General features: G+C 69.5%; 17 protein-coding genes and 1 riboswitch. Of the genes, 4 read left to right on the top strand and 13 right to left on the bottom strand.

The annotated features are described in order from the left end of the window. Positions 1–42 precede the first annotated feature (42 nt). Positions 43–1080: a Wzz/FepE/Etk N-terminal domain-containing protein gene (locus LRG10_RS07130; RefSeq protein ID WP_238635033.1), complete on the bottom strand. Its 1038-nt coding sequence runs from the start codon at positions 1078–1080 to the stop codon at positions 43–45. Between the two features lie 175 nt (positions 1081–1255). On the opposite strand from LRG10_RS07130, the gene LRG10_RS07125 reads away from it, so the two are divergent. Together LRG10_RS07125 and LRG10_RS07120 are read left to right on the top strand one after the other, a co-directional pair. Next, entirely contained in the window at positions 1256–1858 is a 603-nt protein-coding gene (locus LRG10_RS07125; RefSeq protein WP_238635032.1) for a hypothetical protein, read from the top strand. A gap of 160 nt (positions 1859–2018) precedes the next feature. Continuing rightward, positions 2019–4067, top strand: coding sequence for a BCCT family transporter (locus LRG10_RS07120; protein WP_238635031.1), 2049 nt, complete (start codon positions 2019–2021; stop codon positions 4065–4067). 56 nt (positions 4068–4123) lie between these two features. Here the strand turns inward: LRG10_RS07120 and LRG10_RS07115 are convergent, their stop codons facing one another. The 8 genes from LRG10_RS07115 to LRG10_RS07080 are packed head-to-tail and all read right to left on the bottom strand — an operon-like array spanning position 4124 to position 14784. Beyond that, complete coding sequence (locus LRG10_RS07115; RefSeq protein WP_238635030.1) at positions 4124–5233, bottom strand: glycosyltransferase family 4 protein; 1110 nt, start codon at positions 5231–5233, stop codon at positions 4124–4126. Positions 5234–5286: 53 nt separating this feature from the next. Then, the gene (gene atzF / locus LRG10_RS07110; protein WP_238635029.1) at positions 5287–7077 is read right to left on the bottom strand and encodes an allophanate hydrolase; all 1791 of its coding nucleotides are present in this window, start codon (positions 7075–7077) and stop codon (positions 5287–5289) included. Continuing rightward, entirely contained in the window at positions 7074–10676 is a 3603-nt protein-coding gene (uca, locus tag LRG10_RS07105; RefSeq protein ID WP_238635028.1) for an urea carboxylase, read from the bottom strand. Before uca ends, atzF begins: the two co-directional genes overlap by 4 nt. A gap of 5 nt (positions 10677–10681) precedes the next feature. Beyond that, on the bottom strand, positions 10682–11323 hold the full coding sequence (locus LRG10_RS07100) for an urea amidolyase associated protein UAAP2 (RefSeq protein WP_370645244.1): 642 nt from the start codon (positions 11321–11323) through the stop codon (positions 10682–10684). A 14-nt stretch (positions 11324–11337) separates the two neighbouring features. Next, positions 11338–12075: an urea amidolyase associated protein UAAP1 gene (locus LRG10_RS07095; protein ID WP_238635027.1), complete on the bottom strand. Its 738-nt coding sequence runs from the start codon at positions 12073–12075 to the stop codon at positions 11338–11340. After that, positions 12072–12812, bottom strand: coding sequence for an ATP-binding cassette domain-containing protein (locus tag LRG10_RS07090; RefSeq protein WP_201173464.1), 741 nt, complete (start codon positions 12810–12812; stop codon positions 12072–12074). Before LRG10_RS07090 ends, LRG10_RS07095 begins: the two co-directional genes overlap by 4 nt. After that, entirely contained in the window at positions 12809–13633 is an 825-nt protein-coding gene (locus LRG10_RS07085) for an ABC transporter permease (RefSeq protein WP_201173456.1), read from the bottom strand. The genes LRG10_RS07090 and LRG10_RS07085 overlap by 4 nt, the downstream gene beginning before the upstream one ends. Positions 13634–13692: 59 nt before the next feature. Further along, positions 13693–14784, bottom strand: a complete 1092-nt coding sequence (locus tag LRG10_RS07080; RefSeq protein WP_238633411.1) for a putative urea ABC transporter substrate-binding protein — start codon at positions 14782–14784, stop codon at positions 13693–13695. A gap of 53 nt (positions 14785–14837) precedes the next feature. After that, positions 14838–14940: riboswitch (guanidine-I (ykkC/yxkD leader) on the bottom strand. 339 nt (positions 14941–15279) lie between these two features. Here LRG10_RS07080 and LRG10_RS07075 point away from each other — a divergent pair. Continuing rightward, the gene (locus tag LRG10_RS07075) at positions 15280–16740 is read left to right on the top strand and encodes an RtcB family protein (protein ID WP_238635026.1); all 1461 of its coding nucleotides are present in this window, start codon (positions 15280–15282) and stop codon (positions 16738–16740) included. Between the two features lie 16 nt (positions 16741–16756). Here the strand turns inward: LRG10_RS07075 and cysN are convergent, their stop codons facing one another. From cysN to LRG10_RS07055, 4 genes are all read right to left on the bottom strand, one after another. Continuing rightward, on the bottom strand, positions 16757–18670 hold the full coding sequence (gene cysN, locus LRG10_RS07070) for a sulfate adenylyltransferase subunit CysN (protein WP_201173448.1): 1914 nt from the start codon (positions 18668–18670) through the stop codon (positions 16757–16759). Between the two features lie 2 nt (positions 18671–18672). After that, positions 18673–19587: a sulfate adenylyltransferase subunit CysD gene (gene cysD, locus LRG10_RS07065; RefSeq protein WP_207190396.1), complete on the bottom strand. Its 915-nt coding sequence runs from the start codon at positions 19585–19587 to the stop codon at positions 18673–18675. 123 nt (positions 19588–19710) lie between these two features. Next, positions 19711–20424, bottom strand: a complete 714-nt coding sequence (locus LRG10_RS07060) for an RES domain-containing protein (RefSeq protein WP_238635025.1) — start codon at positions 20422–20424, stop codon at positions 19711–19713. 71 nt (positions 20425–20495) lie between these two features. Then, positions 20496–20873 carry an antitoxin Xre-like helix-turn-helix domain-containing protein gene (locus LRG10_RS07055; protein WP_201173443.1) on the bottom strand — a complete coding sequence of 126 codons (378 nt, stop codon included), beginning with the start codon at positions 20871–20873 and terminating at the stop codon, positions 20496–20498. 162 nt (positions 20874–21035) lie between these two features. Here LRG10_RS07055 and LRG10_RS07050 point away from each other — a divergent pair, with 162 nt between their 5' ends. After that, positions 21036–21275, top strand: coding sequence for a hypothetical protein (locus LRG10_RS07050; RefSeq protein ID WP_201173441.1), 240 nt, complete (start codon positions 21036–21038; stop codon positions 21273–21275). Positions 21276–21291 lie beyond the last annotated feature (16 nt).

Raw genomic sequence — 21291 nt, 5'->3', positions numbered from 1 at the left:
CGGCAGTAGGCTGGCGCGCGGAGAGGAGCCGGCGCCAGCCGCCTATTCGCCTTCCAGTCCTGTCCGGGCAGCCGCCTGGTGTGCGTGGGCCAGGAACTCCCGGAAGAAGGCGCCGAAGATCCCCAGCATGCCGCCGAGTACCGCGGACAGGGCCATGATCAGGCTGGCGCCCGCGTCCTGAATATCGCCTTCCGCAGCGGTGGCAGGCGCGTCAGGGGCCTGGAGGTCGGCCAGCCTATCCTCAAGTTCCGCCTTGTCGATGCTCAGCTCCTGGACCGTCTCCCGGCGTTCCGTGCGCAGTTCGCTAATGACCCGCTGTAGCTCGCGCACTTCCGAATTGGCCATCGAGAGGTCCTCGCGCACCGCTTCCAGTCGGATACGCAGCAAATCCTCGGACTGTTCCGCAAGGTTCTCGTCTTCCAGATCCTCCTGCAGACGGCCCCGCGCCTCCTGCAGCCGCTCACGTTCGGCGCGGGCGCGTTCCAGCTCATCGCGGGTCGCAGCGAGATCCTCTTCGATCCCCGAAACCTCCGACGCCAGGCGCTCCTCCACTTGCTCGAGGTCACGCTCAAAGCGGGAGCGGTTCCGGTCGTAAGCAGAGTCCTGGCTTGATAGGAACCAGTCCCGGACCGCGCCGTGGAGGGCCTCTACCCGGGGCAGGCGATCCTCGCTGACACTGCTCTCCAGGATTAGCAGCCGTGAGCCTTCAACGTGGGTCAGCTCGATGGACGGTGCCCCCACCTCGTGCTCCGCCTCAAACCGCCTTTTAAGCTCCGGCAGCACCACCCGCTCCAGGCGGGCCATGACAGCGTCGGAGGAGATCAGCGGCTCCTCATCCTTGGCGGCGAACTCCAGCGTGGTGGTGTAGGCCTGGCTCGGTTTCTGCAGCAGGGCGTAGGTGGTGCCCAGCGCGAAGACGATCAGGGCGATGCCGAACAGCCACCAGCGCCGCCGCACCAGAACCAGCCACAGGTCGATCAGGCTGATCTCGTCATCCGGGACCCGGCGTGACTCCTCCGGGAAGTTTGCATCGCCGCGGTGGCTGGGAGGCCGGGTGCCGGGGGTGTTCTGTTCGTTCATGGGCCTTGGTGGGATCGGGTGTCAGGGATATGCGCGGAAGCTACAACGAACGGCCGCTAACAGCAAGGCGATCAGGTTTACTTCCGGTCGGATCGTGCCCTCAGGATTCCCGCTGGCCCGCCGATACGCCGGTTAGCAAGCTGACTGACCGAACCCGGCGAAGAAGGAGCCCCTCATGCGTCCTCGCAGCATCCGCTCGTACCTGATGGCCGCCGTGTTGGCCCTGGCGCCGGCCGCGGGGATGGCGGGGGTCAACTACAACTGGGTCCAGGTGGGTTATTCGGTGACCGATTACGGGTTCTCCGAAGACTTCGAAGGTGTTGATCTGCGCGCCTCCGCCTGGCTACACCGCCATGTATTCGTGGAGGGTCTCTATCGCCATCAGGATGCGCGTATCGGGCATTCTCGGTCCGAAACGCACGCGGAATACGGCGCCATCGCCCTCGGTTTCCGCTACGGGGTCACTCGGGAGGCCGACATCTACGTCGCGCCGGCCCTGGAGTACGTGGATCGTCAGGGGGTTAGCAGCGAGTACGAGCTTGGGGCACGGATCGGTTTCCGACAGCGGCTGAACCGCCTGGAGGTCGGGCTTGAGGCGCGGTCCCTGTTCACCGGGGACGAGGGGGATACGCTTCTGGATGACGCCAGCGGTACCACGGTCAATGCGCTGTTCCATGTGAGCCGCGACGCGGCCCTGTTCGTCGAGTACGACAATACCGACTACGGCGCGCTGGACACCATGGAGACCCTGACGGTCGGCGGTCGGGCGAACTTCTAAGCCGCTCGGTGGGCGACCCAGGCCTGCGTACGCCTTACCGCCCCGTTGTGCGCCCCCACCAACCGGCCTAACCTTCAAAAGAAGCCTGTCTGGCCGCCGCGCCCGAGCAGCGCATGGGCCCGTGTCGGACCGGCGTCTTCGGCTACCACGAGAAGGGCCCATGACCGATCGCAAGCGCGCCTTCCGCACCGCCATCCTCGCCCCGGTCTTCTTCCCCGCCATCGCCGTCGCCCTGCTGCTGATTGTCGGCGCCATCAGCAGTCCGGATCTGGCGGGGGCGTTCTTCGAGAAGCTGCTCGCCTTCATCACCGAGACCTTCGGCTGGTTCTACATGCTGGCGGTGGGGGCGTTCCTGGTCTTTCTGATCAGCATCGCCTTCACCCGGTGGGGCAACATCAAGCTCGGCCCCGAGCACGGGGCGCCGCAGTACAGCTTCCCGGCCTGGTTCGCCATGCTCTTCTCGGCGGGCTACGGGATTGTGCTGCTCTTCTTCGGGGTCGCCGAGCCGGTGCTCCACTACGCCGATCCGCCCCGGGGGGATGCCGAGACGGTAGAGGCGGCGCAGCAGGCGATGCAGATCGCCTTCTTCCACTGGGGCTTTCACATCTGGGCCATCTACGGCCTGGTGGGCCTGGTGCTGGCGTACTTCTCGTTCCGCCACGGCCTGCCGCTGTCGATCCGCTCGGCGCTCTATCCGCTGATCGGCGAGCGCATCCACGGCCCCATCGGCCATACGGTGGATGTCTTCGCCATCCTCGGCACGCTGTTCGGCATCGCCACCACGCTGGGCCTGTCGGTGGCGCAGATCAATGCCGGCCTGAACTACCTCTGGCCGTCGATCCCCACCAGCACCACGGTCCAGGTCATCGTCATCGCGGTGATCACCGCACTGGCCACCATCTCGGTGGTGGCCGGGCTGGACAAGGGCATCAAGCGGCTGTCGATCGTCAACATGATCCTCGCCGCCTCGCTGATGCTCTTCGTCTTTCTGGTCGGCCCGTCGATCCTCATCGTCGAGAGCTTGGTGCAGAACACGGGCAGCTACCTCAGCGGCATCGTCGAGCGCACCTTCAACCTGGAGGCGTACGACCGGCGCGAGTGGATCGGCAACTGGACGCTGTTCATCTTCGGCTGGACTATCGCCTGGGCGCCGTTCGTGGGCATGTTCATCGCCAAGATCAGCCGCGGGCGGACCATTCGGCAGTTTGTCTTCGGCGTCATGCTGGTGCCGACGCTGTTCACCTTCCTGTGGTTCTCGATCTTCGGCGGTACCGGGCTGAACCTGATCATGAACGAGGGCTACGAGCAGCTCATCGGCATGGTCCAGGACGACGAGGCGGTGGCGCTCTTCCAGCTCTACGACATGCTGCCCTGGAGCGCGCTGGCCTCGTTCGTGACGGTGATCCTGATTATGACCTTCTTCGTCACCTCGTCGGACTCCGGCTCGCTGGTCATCGACCAGTTGGCCTCCGGCGGGCGGGCGGCCACGCCGGTCTGGCAGCGGGTCTTCTGGGCGGTGATGGAGGGCGCGGTGGCCGCGGTGCTGCTGGTCGCCGGCGGTCTGGCGGCGCTGCAGACCATGGCGGTGACCAGCGCGCTGCCCTTTGCCGTGATCATGCTGGTGGCGGCGGTCGGGCTGTGGCGGGCGCTGATCATCGAAAGCCACCACGACACCAGCCTGCAGAACCACGTCCAGCGCCGGCAGCGCTACGGCACCCTGCTGTGGAAGAAGCGCCTTTACGAGCTCTTCGACTTCCCCGCCCGCAAGGACGTCATGGCCTTCATCCGCGGGCCGGTGATCCAGGCCCTGGAGCACGTGCAGAAGGCGCTGCACCAGCGCGGCTGGCCCGCCGAGGTGGTCTTCGACGAGGAGCACGGGCGGGCGTACCTCACGGTCCACCGGGACGGGGTCATGGACTTCATCTACGACGTGCGCCTGACCGAGCGGCCGCGGCCGGCCTTCGCCTACCCGGAGATGGACCGCACCCCGGGGCCGGACGAGGTCTATTACCGCCCGGAGGTCTACCTGCGCCGGGGCGGGCAGTCGTACAGCGTCTACGAGTACAACGAGCAGGAGATCATCGACGACGTCCTCGACCACTTCGAGAGCTATCTGCAGTTCCTCGACACGGCGCCGGCGACCCTGCCCTGGGCCACCGAGGAGCACGACGAGATGATCGACGCCCCGGAGGGCGGCGGGAGCCGCTGAGGACCGTACACAGGGCGGCGTCGGGGCGCAGCGGCCCCGGCGCCTGCCCGCCGGGCTCAGTGCGCCGGGCTCAGTGCGCCGAGTACGTCGGCGTAGAGGGCCAGGGTCTCGCGGGCGGTGCGCTCGACGGTGAACCGCGTGGCGATGCGCTCGTGGGCCGCCGCGCCCATCCGCGCGCGCAGGTCGGGATCGGCGACTAGGTCGTGCAGGGCCTCGCCCAGGGCGGCCACGTCGCCTGCCGGTGTCACCCGGCCGCTGATGCCGTCCTCCACCAGCTCCGGATTCCCGCCGGAGTCCGAGACCACCGCCGGAATCCCCTGCGCCATGGCCTCGATGATCGCCCGCGGCAGCCCCTCGCGGCGTAACGAGGGCAGGGTGGCGATGTCGAAGGCGCCGGCGATCTTCGGCGCGTCGGCCCGGAAGCCGGTGATGCGGATCCGCTCCGCCGCCGGGCTGGCCGCCGCCGCCCGCTCGATGGCCGGGTACTCGATGGGCCCGATCAGCACCAGGTGGGCGTTCTGTTCGGCGGGGATCTGCTCGAAGGCGCGGATCAGCTCGACGATGCCCTTGCGTTTTTTCATCCGCGCCACGCAGCCGATCACCGGCGCGCCCTCGGGGATGGTGAGATCGGCCGGCAGCTGGGCGTCGGGCTGCTGATACCAGGCCGGGCGGTGGCCCTTGTGGATGGTCACCACCCGCTCCGGGCGAAAGAGCCGGGTCCCGGGCAGGAAGGGCTTATCCAGGAAGTACTGGCGGATCGCCTCGCAGACGCAGACGATGCGCTCGATGCGCGGGTCGAGGAACGAGAGCCAGGAGAACGGATCCCAGTAGCTGAGGTTGCCGATGATCCCCCGGTAGGCCACCACCGGCAGCCGCGGCAGGCCGATGGCCGCCAGGTTGTAGTTGGTCAGGGCGATCTTGTAGTAGGCGTGCACCAGGTCAAAGGTGCGCTCCCGACGCAGGCGGCGCAGCGTGGCGATGGCCGCCCGGTCGACCTTGCTGCGCATGCGCACCGGGATGACCTCCAGCCCGGCCGCCTCGAAGCGGCTGCGCATGGGCGCATCGGGCTGGCAGACGATGGTCGGCACCACGCCGTGGCTGGCCATCTCGATGACGCTCTCGCTCTCGGCGCGGTCGGTGGTGTCGAACAGATACAGGACTCGCACGGCAGGCCCTTCGGCGTCTGCGGGTGGTTGAACGCCGGCATGGTACCACCGCCTCAGCCGCCCACGTAGCGACGCCACCCGCCCAGGTGGGTGATCTCCTCGGCGCCCTCGAGTCCGGCGGCCTCACACAGAAAGCCCGGGATCCAGCGCCCGTCGGCCAGTTCCACCCGGCCGATGCCCAGCGGCGCGGGGACGCCGGCGATGAAGGGGCCCACTTCCTGGGCCGGCAGGCTCCACACCTCCACCTCGACGGCGCCGCCCTCCCGCCGGTCGCGGATCAGTCCGGGGCGCTGCGGCGCCTCGCCGGGCAGGGCGTAGAGCCGGTAGCGGGGCGCCGTCTGCATGGTGGCCAGCAGGCGGCCGCGGCGCTCGGTGAGCTGGTGATTGAGCGCCAGGCCGCTGAGGTGCGCGCCGCAGACGGCCAGCTCCACGGCGTGCCCCGGGTCGGGGGGCGGCGGCTCGCTCGGCGGCAGCGGCCGGCCGGTGGCGCCCACGGTGTCGACACCGCTCTGATGGAGCTGTGCCGCCAGGGCGAGCAGGTCGGTGTCGTAGAACGCCGGGGCGAAGAGCGTGACCCCGAAGGGCAGGCCCTCGTCCTGGAATCCGGCGGGTACGGCCACGGCGCTGCAGTCGAGCAGGTTCATGAAGTTGGTGTAGTAGCCCAGCTCGCTGTTGCGGGCCACGGGCTCGGCGGCCACCGCTGTCTGGCTGGGGAGGGTGCCGGCGGTGGGGGTGATGGCCAGATCCACCTGCTGCCAGGCCGCTTGCGCCTGGCGGCGCAGGGCCTGCAGGCGGTAGGCCGCGGCGAAGGCGTCGGCGGCCCGGGGTTCGCTGCCGGCGCCGATGATCGTGCGGGTGACCGCCAGCAGGCTCTCCGGCTGGCGGTCGATGAAGGCGCGGATGGCGGCGTAGCGCTCGGCCACCCAGGGGCCCTCGTAGAGCAGCCGCGCGGCCTCGAGGAAGGGGCTGAAGTCCAGCTCCACCGGCACGCCGCCGAGCGCCTGCAGGCGCGCAACGGCCCGTTCGAAGAGCGCCGGCGTGTGCGCGTTGCCGAAGAAGGCGCGCTGCTCGGCCGGGGGTACGGCGAAGCGGAAGCCGTGGGCCGGGATCCGCCCTGGCCCCAGGGTCGGCGGCTGATCCGCGCGGGCGTAGGGGTCGGCGTCGTCGTAGGCGCCAGCCACGGCGAGGATCCGCCCCGCGTCGGCGGCGGTGCCGGCAAAGATCGAGGCCGCATCGAGGCTGCGACACGCCGGGACCACGCCGCGGGTGCTCAGCCGCCCGCAGGTGGGCTTGAGGCCGATGAGGTTGTTGAACGCCGCCGGCACCCGGCCCGAGCCGGCGGTGTCCGTGCCCAGGGCGAAGGGGACCTGGCCGAGGGCGACGGCCAGCGCCGAGCCGGAGCTGGAGCCGCCGGCGACGTAGTCCCGGTGAAAGGCGTTGGGGCAGGCGCCGTAGGGCGAGCGCGTGCCCACCAGGCCGGTGGCGAACTGATCCAGGTTGGTCTTGCCCAGGGGCACCGCCCCGGCGTCGATCAGCCGCTGGACGACGAAGGCGGACTCCGCCGGGGTGTAGGCGTAGTCCGGGCAGCCGGCGGTGGTCGGGACGCCGGCCAGGTCGATGTTGTCCTTGATGGCGAAGGGGATGCCGTAGAGCGGCAGCGACGCCGGGTCGAGCCCCTCCAGGCGGTCCAGGTAGGGGGCCAGCTGCGCCTCGTCCAGCACGTGGATCCAGGTGTGGTGGGTGTCGGCCAGGGCGGCGGCCCGGGCCCGGTGCAGTTCGCTGCGCGGATCCAGGGTGCCGTCCCGGTAGGCGGCCAGCCGTTCGGTTACGGTCAGCGGGGTCATGGCGTGCTCCCGTCGCTGCTCAGGGTCAGGAGGGTCTGCCCCGGGGCCACTTGGGCCCCTTCGTTGCACAGCAGGCGGCGGACCGTGCCGTCCTGTTCCGCGCAGATGGGGATCTCCATCTTCATCGATTCGAGCACCAGCAGGGTCTGGCCGGCCTCCACGCGGTCGCCCTCGCGCACCTGCAGCGACCACAGGTTGGCGTGGACGTGGCCGTTGACGGCCTGCTCGTCGGCGGCGAGTTCGACGCCCTCGGTGGCGGGCGGCGGCGGTTCGCTCTCGGCGTCGTAATCCGCCTGGCCGTTGGCGATCCAGCGCTGGCGCTCGGCCTCGAAGGCCTCCTGCTGGCGGGTCTTGAACGCCTCGATGGAGGTCTGGTGCTCGGTGAGAAAGCGGTTGTAGCGCTGCAGCGAGAAGGTGGTCTCCTCGATCTCCAGCGCCAGGCCGCCGCGGGGGAAGGCGTCACGCATCTCCAGCAGTTCTGCCTCGCTCACCTCATAGAAGCGGATCTGGTCGAAGAAGCGCAGCAGCCACGGCTTCTCGAAGGCCGGGGTGACGTGGTAGCGGTTCCAGATCTGCAGCGTCCGGCCCACGAACTGGTAGCCGCCGGGCCCCTCCATGCCGTAGATGCACAGGTACGAGCCGCCGATGCCCACCGCGTTCTCCGGCGTCCAGGTCCGCGCCGGGTTGTACTTGGTGGTCACCAGTCGGTGGCGCGGGTCCACCGGTGTGGCCAGGGGCGCGGAGAGGTAGACGTCGCCCAGGCCCATGACCAGGTAGGAGGCGTCGAAGACCGTCCGCTTGACCGCGGCCTCGTCGGGCAGGCCGTTGATGCGCCGGATGAACTCGATGTTGTCCGGGCACCAGGGGGCGTCGGCGCGCACCGACTGCATGTACTTCTCCGTGGCCAGGCGGGTCTGGGAGTCGTCCCAGGCCAGCGGGAGGTGGACGATGCGCGAGGGCATCTCGGCCTCGGAGAGATCGCGCAGCTCGCCCTCGGCCTGCTCGAGGATCGCCACCAGCCGCTCCTGGGGCAGGCGCCGGGGCTCGTAGTGGATCTGCAGGCTGCGCACGCCGGGGGTGAGTTCGAGGATCCCCGGGATGGCCTGCTCGGTCAGCCACTCGAGCAGGGCCTGGACGCGAAAGCGCAGGTTCAAATCGAGCACGATGGGGCCGTACTCCACCAGCAGGTAGCGCTCGCCGGCGCTGCGGTAGGTCACCGAGACCGGGGTCGTCCCCGCGTTCGCCGGGGCGCGGGCCGGATCGACCCGACCCGGGTTGGTGGCGGGCAGGGGCGGGTCGGCCGGCTGGCCGGCGGCGATGGCCGCTTCCTGCGCCTCGGCCAGGTGCTGCCCGGTGGCGGCGTCGACGGCCTGGAAGCGGACCCGGTCGCCGGGGCGCAGCTGCCCCACCTTCCAAAGGTCGGCGCTGACGATGGTCGCCGGGCAGACGAAACCGCCCAGGCTCGGCCCGTCGGGGCCGAGGATCACCGGCATGTCGCCGGTGAAATCCACCGTGCCGATGGCGTAGGCGTTGTCGTGGATGTTCGACGGGTGCAGGCCGGCCTCGCCGCCGTCCGCTCGCGCCCACTCGGGCTTGGGTCCGATCAGGCGCACGCCGGTGCGGCTGGAGTTGTAGTGGACCTGCCAGGCGGTGGTGAAGAAGCGCTCGATGTCCGCCTCGGTGAAGAAATCCGGCGCGCCGTGGGGGCCGTAGACCGCGCGCACGGTCCACTCGGTGGCGTGGGCGGGGATGGCCTCGGCGGGCAGAGGGGTCGGCGGGTGCTCCGGCGCCGGGCCGAGGTGCAGCACATCGCCGGTCTGCAGGGCGCGGCCGCCGTGGCCGCCCATGCGCCCCAGGGTGAAGGTGGCGCGGCTGCCCAGGTGGCGGGGGACGTCGATGCCGCCGCGCACGAGCAGATAGGTACGCACCCCGGGGCCCTCGGCGGTGCCCAGGCGCAGCCGCGCTCCGGCCGGGACGCTCACCGCCTGCCAGAACGGCACCGGGGCGCCGTCGAGCTCGGCGGCCATGGCTGCGCCGGTCAGGGCGATGGTGGCCTCGGTGTGGAAGCGCAGGTCGGCCCCGCTGGCGGTCATCTCCAGCCCGGCGGCCTGCTCGGCGTTGCCGACGATCCGATTGCCCAGGCGGAAGGCCAGCGCGTCCATGGGGCCCGAGGGCGGGACGCCGACCTCCCAGTAGCCCACGCGCCCGGGCCAGTCCTGCACCGTGGTCTGGGTGCCCGGCTGGAGGACGTCGATGCTCGCCGGCTGGTAGGCGAAGGTGTCCAGGTAGCGGGTGGTGGCCCGTCCGGCGGCGAAGGTGGCGTCGGCGGCGATGGCGCGCAGGTAGGGCAGGTTGGTCTCGACGCCGTGCAGGGCGGTCTCGGCCAGGGCCTTGCGCAGGCGCGTCAGGGCGTCGGCCCGGTCGGTGCCGTGGACGATGAGCTTGGCGATCATCGGGTCGTAGTGCGGGGTGATCGTACTGCCGCCCTCGACCCAGGTCTCGATGCGGGCCGTCTCCGGGAAGCGGACCTCGGTCAGCAGTCCGGTGCACGGCTGGAAGCCCTTGCCGGGGTCCTCGGCGTAGACCCGCGCCTGGATGGCGTGGCCGCGGGGCGCGGGGCGGCGGGCGGCGAGGTCGGTCAGGGTGCCGGCGGCGGCCTCGAGCATCCACGCCACCAGGTCGATGCCGGTGACCGCCTCGGTGACGCCGTGCTCGACCTGCAGCCGGGTGTTCATCTCCAGGAAGTAGAAGGCGCCGGTGTCGGCGTCGAGGATGTACTCCACGGTCCCGGCACTGCGGTAGGCGACCTGGCGGCCCAGCCGCTCGGCGGCGTCGAGCAGGGCCTGGCGGATATCCGCATCCAGGCCCGGGGCGGGGGTCTCCTCGACCACCTTCTGGTTGCGCCGCTGCAGTGAGCAGTCGCGCTCGCCCAGGGCGATGACGGTGCCCTGCCCGTCGCCGAAGAGCTGCACCTCGATATGGCGGCCGTGCTCGACGTACTTCTCCAGAAAAAGGCCGTCGTTGGAGAAGTTGTTCGCCGACAGGCGGCGCACCGAGTCGTAGGCCTCTTGCAGCGCGGCCGCGTCGTGGCAGAGCTGCATGCCGATCCCGCCGCCGCCGGCGGTGCTTTTGAGCATCACCGGGTAGCCGATCCGCTCGGCCTCGGCCACTGCCTCGGTCACACTGCCCAGCAGCCCGGTGCCGGGCAGCATCGGTACGTCGCTGGCCTCGGCCAGGGCGCGGGCGGTGTGCTTGAGGCCGAAGTCGCGCATCTGCTGCGGCGTCGGGCCGATGAAGGCGATCCCCGCTGCCTCGCACGCCTCGGCGAAGGCGTCGTTCTCCGACAGGAAGCCGTAGCCCGGGTGGATGGCCTCGGCGCCGGTCTGCCGCGCGGCGGCGAGGATGGCCTCGTGGTTGAGGTACGACTCGGCGGCACTCGCCGGGCCGATGCACATGGCCTCGTCGGCCTGGCGCACGTGCAGGGAGTGGCGGTCGGCCTCGGAGTGGACGGCCACCGAGGCGATGCCCAGCCGGCGCAGGGTACGCAGGATCCGGCAGGCGATGGCGCCGCGGTTGGCGATCAGGACCTTGCTGAACATGGCGGTCACTTCCAGACGATCATCTCGAGGGGGGTGGGGTTGTAGTCGCTGCACGGGTTGTTGAGCTGCGGGCAGTTGGAGAGCAGGACGAGGACGTCCATCTCGGCGCGCATCTCGACGTACTTGCCCGGCCCGGAGAGGCCGTCCTGGAAGCTCAGGCCGCCCTCGGGGGTCAGCGGGACGTTCATGAAGAAGTTGATGTTCGGGCCGATATCCCGCTTGCCCAGGCCGTAGTCGCTCTCGGCCAGGGCGATGAGGAAGTTGTCCCGGCAGTTGTGCATCGGTTTCTTGTCCAGGGCGTAGCGCACCTGGTTCGACTCCGCCGCGCAGGCCCCGCCCAGGGTGTCGTGGCGTCCGCAGGTGTCGGCGGTGATGGTCAGCATCGGCCGCCCGGCGGTGGAGCGCAGGCAGCTGCCGGTGCTCAGGTAGGCATTGCCCTGCTCGCGGACGGTGTCCACGGCGCTGTAGCGCTCCCCGCGCGGGTTGTCGAGGTTGTAGAAGAGGGTGTCGGCGGCCTGGTTGCCCTCCAGGTCGACGATGCGCAGGGTCTGTCCGCGGCGCAGCTCCCCCAGCCACGGCTCGCCGGCGGGGACGGTGACGCGGGAGAGGGCGTCGCAGGGATCGAGGGGGCTCTCGACGAGGTTCATGCCGGTCATGGCGCTTACTCCTGGCTGTGGTAGGCGGCGGTGTTGGCGTAGGCGCGGGCGTTCTCGGGGTGGCTGACCAGGCACGGATCCTCCGCCGCCACCGGCTCCGCCCGATAGACGGTCAGATCCACCGCGCCGGGGGCGTAGTCCGGGCCCGGGGCCATGGGGTGGGGGGCGGTCTGCAGGATGATCAGGGTGTCCATCTCCGCGCGCAGGTCCACGCAGGCGCCGGCGTGGCTGTGTCCGGGGCGGTAGCGCAGGTTGCCCGCCTCATCCGCCTGGACCTTGCTGAAGAAGTTCACGTTGGGGAGCAGATCGGCGCGCCCCAGCCCCCATTTGGCCAGCTCGATGAGAAAGAGCTCGCGGCCGCTGCGGTGGAAGTCGTTGAGCCGCTCCTGGTAGCGGGCCTGGCCGTAGGTGCCGCGCACCGCGTCGGCGTCGCTGATGCCGCCGATCGGGTCGTGCCAGTCGAGGCTGTCGGCGGTGATCGAGAGCATCACCCGGCCCATGTCCGAGTAGAGCATGTGGCCGGCGGTCAGCCGCGCGGTGTGCTGCCCCTTGAGGGTGTCCGGGGCGTTGTAGCGCTCGAGCAGGTTGTGCGGGTTGTAGAGCAGCACCGCGGCGTTGGCGGTGCCGTGGGCGTCGGTCAGGCGCAGGGCGAAGCCGCGCCGGAGGATCAGCGAGGCGTAGCGGGCGCCCGGCACATGCTCCTGGTAGACGATGCGCTCCGGGGGCAGCGAGGGGGTGCTCATGGGGAATCCTCCGCGTTGCGGTCGAGGGGGATGTCGTAGGTGATCTGGGCCCCGTAGGCCTCGGGGGCGTGGGGGTCGTGGCGGACCTTGTCGAAGACGAGCAGCCGGCTGCCGAGGGTGAAGCCCTCCTGCAGGTCGTGGGTGACCATGAAGACGGTGACCCCGGTGCGCTGCCACAGGCTTTGCACCAGGGCGTGCATGTCCTGCCGGATGCCCGGGTCGAGGGCGCCAAAGGGCTCGTCGAGGAGCAGCACCCGGGGGTTCTTGATCAGGGTCTGGGCGATGGCCAGCCGCTGCTGCATGCCCCCGGAGAGTTCCGGCGGGTACTTGTCCAGGGCCTGCTCCAGGCCCACCGACTCGAGCGCGGCCACCGCCTCGGCCCGGGCGTTGCGCCGTGCGGCACCGAAGAGCCGCCCCAGCCACGGGGCGCCGGCCAGCTCCAGGCCGAGGAGCACGTTCTGCACGGCGGTCAGGTGCGGGAAGACCGAGTAGCGCTGGAAGACTACCCCGCGGTCCGGACCGGGCTCGCCGGGCAGTGGGGCCTCGTCCATGAGCAGGCGGCCGCGGCTCGGCGCCTCCTCGCCGAGGAGCATCTTGAGGAAGGTGGTCTTGCCGCAGCCCGAGGCCCCCACCAGGGTGACGAAGGAGCCGGCGGCGACCTCCAGCGAGAGGTTCTCCAGGACGACGTCTTGGCCGTAGGACTTCCAGACGTTCTCCAGGCGGATGGTGGCACTCATGAGCGGGCGCTCCTTCCGGCATACCAGGGGAAGAGCCAGCGATTGACGCCGCGCAGGGTCAGATCGATGAGGAAGGCGAGCAGGGTGATCCACGCCACGTAGGGGAGGATCGTCTCCATGTCCAGGTAGCGCCGGACCAGGAAGATCCGGTAGCCGAGCCCCTCGGTGGCGGCGATCGCCTCCGAGGCGATGAGAAAGAGCCACGCGGCGCCGAGGCTCAGCCGTGTGGCGTCGATCAGCCGCGGCAGGGTCTGCGGCAGGACCACCCGCAGCACGATCTGCCAGGTGGAGGCGCCCAGGGTCTGCGCCTTGATCAGCTGCTCGCGGGGCAGCTCTTCGACCCGCTGCTGGAGGTCGCGCATGATGAACGGCGCGATGCCGAAGACGATCAGCATCACCTTGGCCAGCTCGCCGACGCCGAAGGCGATGAACAGGATGGGCAGGACCGCCAGCGGTGGGATCATGGCCACGGCGGTGACGAAGGGGGAGAAGGTGCGCCGGGCGTAGGGCAGCGAGCCGTTGAGGATGCCGACCAGCAGGCCGGCGGCGGCCGCCAGGGCCACGCCGAGCCCGAGCCGGGTCAGGCTGGCGCCGGTGTCCAGCCACAGCAGCACCTCGCCGGTGCGCCGGCTCTGCTCTGTGGCCAGGCGCAGGAAGGACTCGGTCAGGGTGATCAGCGACGGCAGCACCGGGTCGTTGGGGTTCTCGGCCAGGCGCTGGGACGATGCGATGGTGTAGGCGACTAGGGCGAGGACGAAGGGGAGCATCGCCAAGGCGACCCCTCCCACCCGGCCCGGGTGGCGGTTGATCAGGCGTTTCATGGATGACGCTCCTGCTGCCGATGGGGCCCGGGGCGGGCTGATCCGCCCCGGGCGGGGCGTTACAGCTCGCCTTCAGCGGCCTTGCGCATGAAGCGGTCGGTGAAGCGCAACTGGACGTTGGCCTCATCGCCCAGGGTGGAGCCGTCGGCCAGCTCGATCCCGACGAAGTCGGGGCTGGGGGCACGCTCGCCGAGCAGCCCGTGCTTGTAGGCGAACTGGCGGACGTTCTCCATGGTCTCGGCGGGCTGTTCGCTGGTGACGAAGTCCACCGCCTCGGCGGGGTCGTAGAAGAAGGTGGTGGAGGCGAGCTGCGCCTCGTAGCCGGCCAGATCGGTGCCGGCCGCCTCGGCCATGGCGGTGCGGGCAGCCTCACCGGCGGCATCGTCGCCGGACATGACGTCCATGATCTCGTACCAGGCCCCGGTCAGTGCCTTGCCGAGCTCCGGGTGCTCTTCCAGCACCTCGGTGCGCACGCCGAGCAGGTCGATGATCTCGCCGGGGATGTCCGAGGAGTCGAACACCACGTGGGCGTCCTCGTGGTTGCGGATCTCCCCCAGTTGCGGGTTCCACGCCACGGCGGCGCGGACGTCGTCCGAGCGGAAGGCACCGACGATGTCGGCGTCGGCGGTGTTGACCACCTGCACGTCCCGCTCGCTCAGCCCCACCGAGTCCAGGGCACGGGCCAGCAGGTAGTGGGAGACGGACAGCTCCACCAGGTGGATGCGCTGCCCTTCGACGTCGGCCAGGTCGTCGGTCCCTTTCAGTACCAGGCCGTCGTTGCCGTCGGAGAAGTCGCCGGCGATCAGCGCGGTGGTGTCGACACCGCTGGCCGCCGGGATGGTCAGGGCGTCCATGTTGGTCAGGGTCACGCCGTCGAAGGAACCGGCGGTGTAGAGGTTGATCGACTCGATGTAGTCGTTGATCTGGACCACATCGATCTCGATGTCGTACTTGTCCGCCCACTTGTCGACGATGCCCTCGGCCTCGCCGAAGTCCCAGGGCATCCAGCCGACGTAGATGCTCCAGGCGATGCGGAAGGAGTCGCGTTCATCCGCCGAGGCGGCCAGGGGCAGTGCGGCGGTGCTAAACAGGGCCGCGGCGGCACACAGGTGGGTGAGTCGTTGGCGCAGGGGGTGCTGGTTGCGGCTCATGGGATCTCTCCCTCGGGGTTGCCGTTGGGTACAAAGCGGGAGCATCGATCGCGATCTCCCGGGCTTTTGTCCCTCCGTGTAACCCCCCTGAGAGAGGTCGGCGACTCTCGGACCAGGCCCCGCGGATGTGCGGACGGAACCCTAGTCGCCCTTTTGGCCAGATTGTCTGCGGTGACGCGTCGGGCCGGATCCTCCGAGCCGTAGCCCTTCGCGGTCGATACTGCCGCTGCCTGTACCACAAGCAAGACGCGGGCCAGGTCGGCGAGGCATGGGGAAACAGTCAGTTACGGGCCGAGGCAGCCGGGTCGTCCCGGTCAGCCCGGTCCGCGCGCCCGATGCGGGGGCACCACCCCGGGGCGAATGCACCGCCATGGTGCGCGCCCGAGGGTCTAACCTTGCGGAGGGGGGAGGACGAGGCTGGCCGGGCATGCGACCTTGGGGGCTGGGATCGGCCCGGGATCACGGGGCACGGCAGCAACCGTTGAGGAGGCGGGCATGGCGAAACACATCGAGGCTACCGATGGCCTGGTGCTGGAACGGCTCAACGGGTGCCGCTGGCGGCTGCCGCGGCAGGGGCGCATGCAGGTCGACGGGCTGATCTTCGCCAGCGACGCCCTGATCGAGGATATCCGCGACACCGAGGCCGTCCGCCAGGTGGCCAACGTGGCCTGCCTGCCCGGGGTGGTGGGTCGTTCCATCGGCATGCCGGATATCCACTGGGGGTTCGGTTTTCCCATCGGCGGCGTGGCGGCCTTCGATCCGGCACAGGGGGGCGTGATCTCGCCCGGAGGTGTGGGCTACGACATCAACTGTGGGATCCGGTTGTTGCGCACGCCCCTGCGTGCCGAGGAGCTCGGCACCCACTTGCCGCGCCTGATGGATCGGCTCTTCGAGCGCATTCCGGCCGGCGTGGGGCGGGGGTACAGCGATACCCTGCTGCGCAACCGGGACATGCGCCGGCTGCTGCGCGAGGGGGCGGAGTGGGCCGTCGAGGTGGGGCTGGGCGAGCCCGCGGATCTGGGGCGGATCGAGGACGGTGGCCGGCTGCCCGGTGCGGACCCCGAGGCGGTCAGCGATCGGGCCATCCAGCGCGGCCGGGATCAGGTGGGCACCGTCGGTTCCGGCAACCACTTCATCGAGATCGGCTGCGTTGACGCCGTCTACGACGAGCCCGCTGCCCGGCGCCTGGGGCTGGAGGCGGGGACGCTGACCGTGCTCATCCACTCTGGCTCGCGCGGGCTCGGCCACCAGGTCTGTGATGACTTCCTGGTGACCATGGAGCGGATCACCGGGCGCAACAGCATCGAGCTGCCCGACCGACAGCTGGCCTGTGCGCCGCTGAGCTGCTCCGCCGCCCGGGATTACCTGGGGGCCATGCAGGCCGCCGCCAACTTCGCCTACGTCAACCGCCAGGCCATGACCCAGCGAGTGCGCCAGGTCTTCGCCGAGGTCCTCGGCGAGACCGCACACCTGGAGCTGGTCTACGACGTCTCGCACAACATCGCCAAGTTCGAGCGCCATCGGATCGACGGCGAGGAGCGCGAGCTGTGCGTCCACCGCAAGGGGGCCACCCGCGCCTTCCCGCCGGGGCATCCGGAGCTGCCCGAGGACCTGCGCGGGCTGGGGCAGCCGGTGCTGTTGCCCGGCGACATGACCCGCTACTCCTACGTCCTGCTCGGTACCCAGGGCGCCTACGCCGAGACCTTCGGCTCCTGCGCCCACGGCGCCGGGCGCCGGCTAAGCCGCCGTCAGGCCAAGCGGGCGGCCAAGGGGCGGGACCTGGATGCCGAGCTGGCCGCCGCCGGCATCGAGGTGCGCGCCTCGTCGCGGGATACGGTGGCCGAGGAGCTGGCCGAGGCCTACAAGGACGTGGCCGACGTGGTGGACGTGGTCGCCCACGCCGGCATCGGCCGCCGGGTGGCCCGGCTGCGTCCGCTCGGCGTGCTCAAAGGGTAGGTAGGCGCGGGGCGGGCTAGCGCAGCACCCCGCGCTCCTCCAGGGCGGCAAGGATCCGGCGAACCGAGGTCTCCAGATCCTCCGCCACCGTATCGACGTGGACCTCGGGCTGCTCCGGCGCCTCGTAGGGGATGTCCACGCCTGGCAGCCCCTGGATCTCGCCGGCGTCGGCGCGGGTGTAGAGGCCGTCCAGGTCCGCAGCGCGGCACGCCTCGATGGGGGCGTCCACGTACACCTCGATGAACTCGCCGGGCTCCACCCGCTCGCGGACCATGGCGCGGTCGTCGCGGTAGGGCGAGAGGCTGGCGCAGACGGTGATCAGCCCGGCGTCGACGAACATGGTGGCCGTCTCGGCGATGCGGCGGATGTTCTCGGCCCGGGCGTCCCGGCTGAAGTCCAGGTCGTGGCTCAGGCCGTGGCGGACGTTGCCGGCGTCGATCAGGTAGCTGTGGTAGCCGCGGCGAAACAGTGCCTGCTCCAGGGCGTTGGCCAGGCTCGACTTGCCCGAGCCGGACAGGCCGGTGAGCCAGACGATGCACGGCCGCTGGCCCTTCTGCCCGGCGCGCTGGGCCTTGCTCAGCGCCAGCTGGCGGCGCGGCACGTCGGTCTCGGCGCCGGCGGCCTCGGTGGCGGCGCGGGTGACCATGCCGGCGCCGACGGTGTGCAGGCTCATCCGGTCGATGACGATGAACGCACCGGTGTTGGCGATCTCTTCATAGGGGTCGAACGGCACCCGCGCCGAGAGCTGGACGCGGCACAGGCCGATCTCGTTGAGCCCGAGTTCCTCCGCCTGGTGGTGCTCGAGGGTGTTGACGTCGATGCGGTGGTGGATGCGCTCGACCACCGCCGGGACGGTGGCCGTGCCCAGCTTGATGTCGTACTGGCGTCCGGGCAGCAGGGGTTGTTCGGCCATCCACACGATGCGCGCATCCAGGGTGTCGTCCACCGTCGCCGGTCGCCGTGGGCTGGCGAGGACGTCGCCGCGGGAGATATCGATCTCGTCGGCCAGCGTGACGGTCACCGACTGCGGCGGGAAGGCCACGTCTAGGTCGCCGTCGTAGGTGACCACGCGCTCCACGCGGCTGCGCAGCCCGGAGGGTAGGGCGACGACCTCATCACCGGGGCGGACCGTGCCGGCGGCCAGGGTGCCGGCGAAGCCGCGGAAGTCGTGGGAGGGGCGGATCACGGTCTGCACCGGCAGGCGCAGATCACGCAGGTTACGGTCGGCCTTGGCCTCGATCGTCTCCAGAAATTCCATTAGCGTCGGGCCGTCGTACCACGGCATCTGCTCGCTGCGGTGGACGACGTTGTCGCCCTTAAGCGCAGACAGCGGCACGCAGCGCACGTCGGGGATGCCGAGCCGGCGCGCGAAGGCCGTGTACTCGTCACGGATGCGCTCGAACGCGCCCTGATCCCAGTCGACCAGATCCATCTTGTTGATGGCCAGCACGACATGGCGGATGCCCAGCAGCGCGCAGATGTAGCTGTGCCGGCGGGTCTGCACCTGCACCCCGTGGCGGGCGTCGACCAGGATCACCGCCAGCTGCGCCGTCGAGGCACCGGTGGCCATGTTGCGGGTGTACTGCTCGTGGCCCGGGGTGTCGGCGATGATGAACTTGCGCTTGTCGGTGGAGAAGTAGCGGTAGGCGACGTCGATGGTGATGCCCTGCTCGCGCTCGGATTGCAGGCCATCGACGAGCAGCGCCAGGTCCACGTCGTCGCCGGTGGTGCCGTAGCGACTCGAGTCCTGGCGTACCGCGGCCAGCTGGTCCTCGTAGACCAGCGCCGAGTCGTGGAGCAGCCGCCCGATGAAGGTGCTCTTGCCGTCGTCCACCGAGCCGCAGGTGATAAAACGCAGCAGATCCTTGTGCTCGTGCTGCTTGAGATAGGCTTCGATGTCGGTGGCGATCAGATCGGAGGCGTGGGACATGATCAGAAATACCCCTGGCGTTTTTTCTCTTCCATCGACCCCGCCGAGTCGTGGTCGATGACCCGCCCCTGCCGCTCGGAGGTGCGGGTGAGCAGCATCTCCTGGATGATCTCCGGCAGGGTATCGGCCTCGGAGCGGATCGCGCCGGTGAGCGGGTAGCAGCCGAGGGTGCGGAAGCGGACCTTCTCGTAGCGCGGCTGCTCGCCTTCTTCCAGCGGCATGCGCTCGTCGTCGACCATGATCAGGGTGCCGTCGCGCTCGACCACCGGGCGCTCGGCGGCGTAGTAGAGGGGGACGATGGGGATGTCCTCCAGATAGATGTACTGCCAGATATCCAGCTCCGTCCAGTTGGACAGGGGGAAGATGCGCATGCTCTCGCCCTTGTGGACGCGGCCGTTGTAGAGCTGCCAGAGCTCCGGGCGCTGCCCCTTGGGGTCCCAGCGGTGGTGGCGGTCGCGGAAGGAGTAGACGCGCTCCTTGGCGCGGGATTTCTCCTCGTCGCGGCGGGCGCCGCCGAAGGCCGCATCGAAGCGGTGCCGGTCCATCGCCTGCTTGAGCGACTGGGTCTTCATGACGTCGGTATGCACCTTGGAGCCGTGGCTGAACGGCCCGATGCCCTGCTCGACGCCCTCCTGGTTGATGTGGACGATCAGCTCCATGCCCGACTCGCGCGCCATGCGGTCGCGGAAGGCGATCATCTCGCGGAACTTCCAGGTGGTGTCCACGTGCATCAGGGGGAAGGGCGGCTTGCCCGGGTAGAACGCCTTGAGCGCCAGGCGCAGCATCACCGAGGAGTCCTTGCCGATGGAGTAGAGCATCACCGGGTTGTCGAACTCCGCGGCGACCTCGCGGATGATGTGGATGCTCTCCGCCTCAAGCTCCTTGAGGTGGGTGAGCCGTGCCTCGCTGATCTCCATACCCTTGATCACCTGACCGAAAGCCCGCGTTGGTCGAGTATTGTAAAGGATCGCTCGGCGGTCGCGTCAGAGCCGATGGCCATGTCCTTATGGTGTCCGTTCCGGGTCAGCGTGTCGCGTCGTCTATCCGGCCGGGCCGGGCATCTGGAAGACGGTCTTCGGAAAGGTTAGCTGCTCGTCCGGGTTGGCGAATGCTCGACGGGCGTTGGCCTCCTGTTCGCCCAGGTACAGATACCAGGCCTGCGGCGAGCAGTGGTGCCGTGGCTGGAACACCGCCGGGTCGAGGATCCCGACGTTGCGCCCCGCGCCACGGCCCTGGTCGTCTGTCCCGGGGGCACGCACAGATTCGTAGCGTACTGCCCCGATTCCGGCCTGGGCCGCTGTTTCTCCGAGGGACTGCGTCGCGGAGTAGTCGGTCGGATCGGTCCATAGGGCCCGATGCGTAGCCAGATTGCCGGCGGTGAGGTCGAGGCCCAGTGAGGTTCGGTAGCCTGCTGAAAAGACGGTCAGTTGAGCCTCCTGTGCCGGAGGCTCCGTGCCCTCGGAGACGAAGAAGAACCGGAAGCGGTGGAAGGCGAACTCCGCCAGGGCCGTGTGGATCGCTTCAGCCGCGTAGAACACACCGTAAGGCGAGAACGGTCGGCGGAAACGGCTGCCGTTGGGGTTGGGGGGGCGATAGCGGAAAGGGGTCTTGAGCAGGTAGTCCAGCTGTTCGGTGCCCGCCGGGTAAGCTGGCTTGCTCTGCTCCAGAAGGGCCTCCAGGCGCTCCTGATCGGAATGGCTTCTGACGAGTCTCCGCGTGGCGGGGTAGTGCTGGCTCTCAACAGCCCGCCACACCCAGCCACTGCGGGGCGCGGCTTCTTGGAGAAGGTCTTCGGTGTGGAGTGTCAGCGTTGGAGGCATGGCGTTCAAAGCACGGCACGGTGGGCATCAAGATAGTCGACGACTTCCACGAGGCCGTCCACGTGCTGAATCCTGGTTGACGGTACACAACCCAGATCGTGATTGGGGTGTTGCATCCACTGGCGCATGACCCGCTCGTCGCCAGCGCAAATCGCCCCGAGCGACCTCGCCACCCGGACAAGCAGCAGGCTCAGCTCCCACGCCTTGGTGCCGGGCTGGAGGTGGTAGGCCCCCCTTTGCATCCGCGAGACGGTCGACGCACTCACGCCAATCACCTCGGCGAGCTGGCGGTTGGACAAACCGAGGAGATCGGCGGCGTTGGTCACGGCTTCGGTCAGGACACGGCGGTCCGGGTCGGCTTCTTGCGGCGCTTGGGTAGCCATGATTGGCACCTCTTCGGTCCTTTCCTCAGACAACAATACGATAAATATTGTCTGAAGAAAGGGTGTCCCCAGCAAGTGTGCCCCGGCTCAGGGGACTTCCCGGCCGGCGCGCGGTGTGCCAAGTTTTGATGCAGGATCAGGTCAGAAACAGGAGAGGCCGTCATGACCGTGCTCGCACGCAAGACGGAGTGGAACGAGGTGCGCCTGCCGCCGGAGATCGCCGGGCAGTTCTCGGATGTCGATTACTTCGAGGTGGTGGTGACCCGCAAGGGCCGGCTGCTGCTCTCGCCGGTGAACCCGCAGGAGAAAGAGGAGCGGGTCAAGGAGGAGATCCAGGAGCTCGGCGTCGCCGAGGACGACCTGCGCGCCGCAGCCGCTGCGTTGCTGGGCAAGCGTTCTTAATCCCTGTGACGGTGGG

Source organism: Halorhodospira sp. 9628, assembly GCF_022228075.1.
Taxonomy (GTDB): domain Bacteria; phylum Pseudomonadota; class Gammaproteobacteria; order Nitrococcales; family Halorhodospiraceae; genus Halorhodospira; species Halorhodospira halophila_A.
This window is presented reverse-complemented; position numbering and strand designations above follow the sequence as displayed.

Coding starts and splice junctions, on each gene's coding strand:
- LRG10_RS07130 (WP_238635033.1), bottom strand. CDS start 1,080: ATGAACGAACAGAACACCCCCGGCACCCGGCCTCCCAGCCACCGCGGC.
- LRG10_RS07125 (WP_238635032.1), top strand. CDS start 1,256: ATGCGTCCTCGCAGCATCCGCTCGTACCTGATGGCCGCCGTGTTGGCC.
- LRG10_RS07120 (WP_238635031.1), top strand. CDS start 2,019: ATGACCGATCGCAAGCGCGCCTTCCGCACCGCCATCCTCGCCCCGGTC.
- atzF (WP_238635029.1), bottom strand. CDS start 7,077: ATGACCCCGCTGACCGTAACCGAACGGCTGGCCGCCTACCGGGACGGC.
- uca (WP_238635028.1), bottom strand. CDS start 10,676: ATGTTCAGCAAGGTCCTGATCGCCAACCGCGGCGCCATCGCCTGCCGG.
- LRG10_RS07100 (WP_370645244.1), bottom strand. CDS start 11,323: ATGAACCTCGTCGAGAGCCCCCTCGATCCCTGCGACGCCCTCTCCCGC.
- LRG10_RS07095 (WP_238635027.1), bottom strand. CDS start 12,075: ATGAGCACCCCCTCGCTGCCCCCGGAGCGCATCGTCTACCAGGAGCAT.
- LRG10_RS07090 (WP_201173464.1), bottom strand. CDS start 12,812: ATGAGTGCCACCATCCGCCTGGAGAACGTCTGGAAGTCCTACGGCCAA.
- LRG10_RS07085 (WP_201173456.1), bottom strand. CDS start 13,633: ATGAAACGCCTGATCAACCGCCACCCGGGCCGGGTGGGAGGGGTCGCC.
- LRG10_RS07080 (WP_238633411.1), bottom strand. CDS start 14,784: ATGAGCCGCAACCAGCACCCCCTGCGCCAACGACTCACCCACCTGTGT.
- LRG10_RS07075 (WP_238635026.1), top strand. CDS start 15,280: ATGGCGAAACACATCGAGGCTACCGATGGCCTGGTGCTGGAACGGCTC.
- cysN (WP_201173448.1), bottom strand. CDS start 18,670: ATGTCCCACGCCTCCGATCTGATCGCCACCGACATCGAAGCCTATCTC.
- cysD (WP_207190396.1), bottom strand. CDS start 19,587: ATGGAGATCAGCGAGGCACGGCTCACCCACCTCAAGGAGCTTGAGGCG.
- LRG10_RS07055 (WP_201173443.1), bottom strand. CDS start 20,873: ATGGCTACCCAAGCGCCGCAAGAAGCCGACCCGGACCGCCGTGTCCTG.
- LRG10_RS07050 (WP_201173441.1), top strand. CDS start 21,036: ATGACCGTGCTCGCACGCAAGACGGAGTGGAACGAGGTGCGCCTGCCG.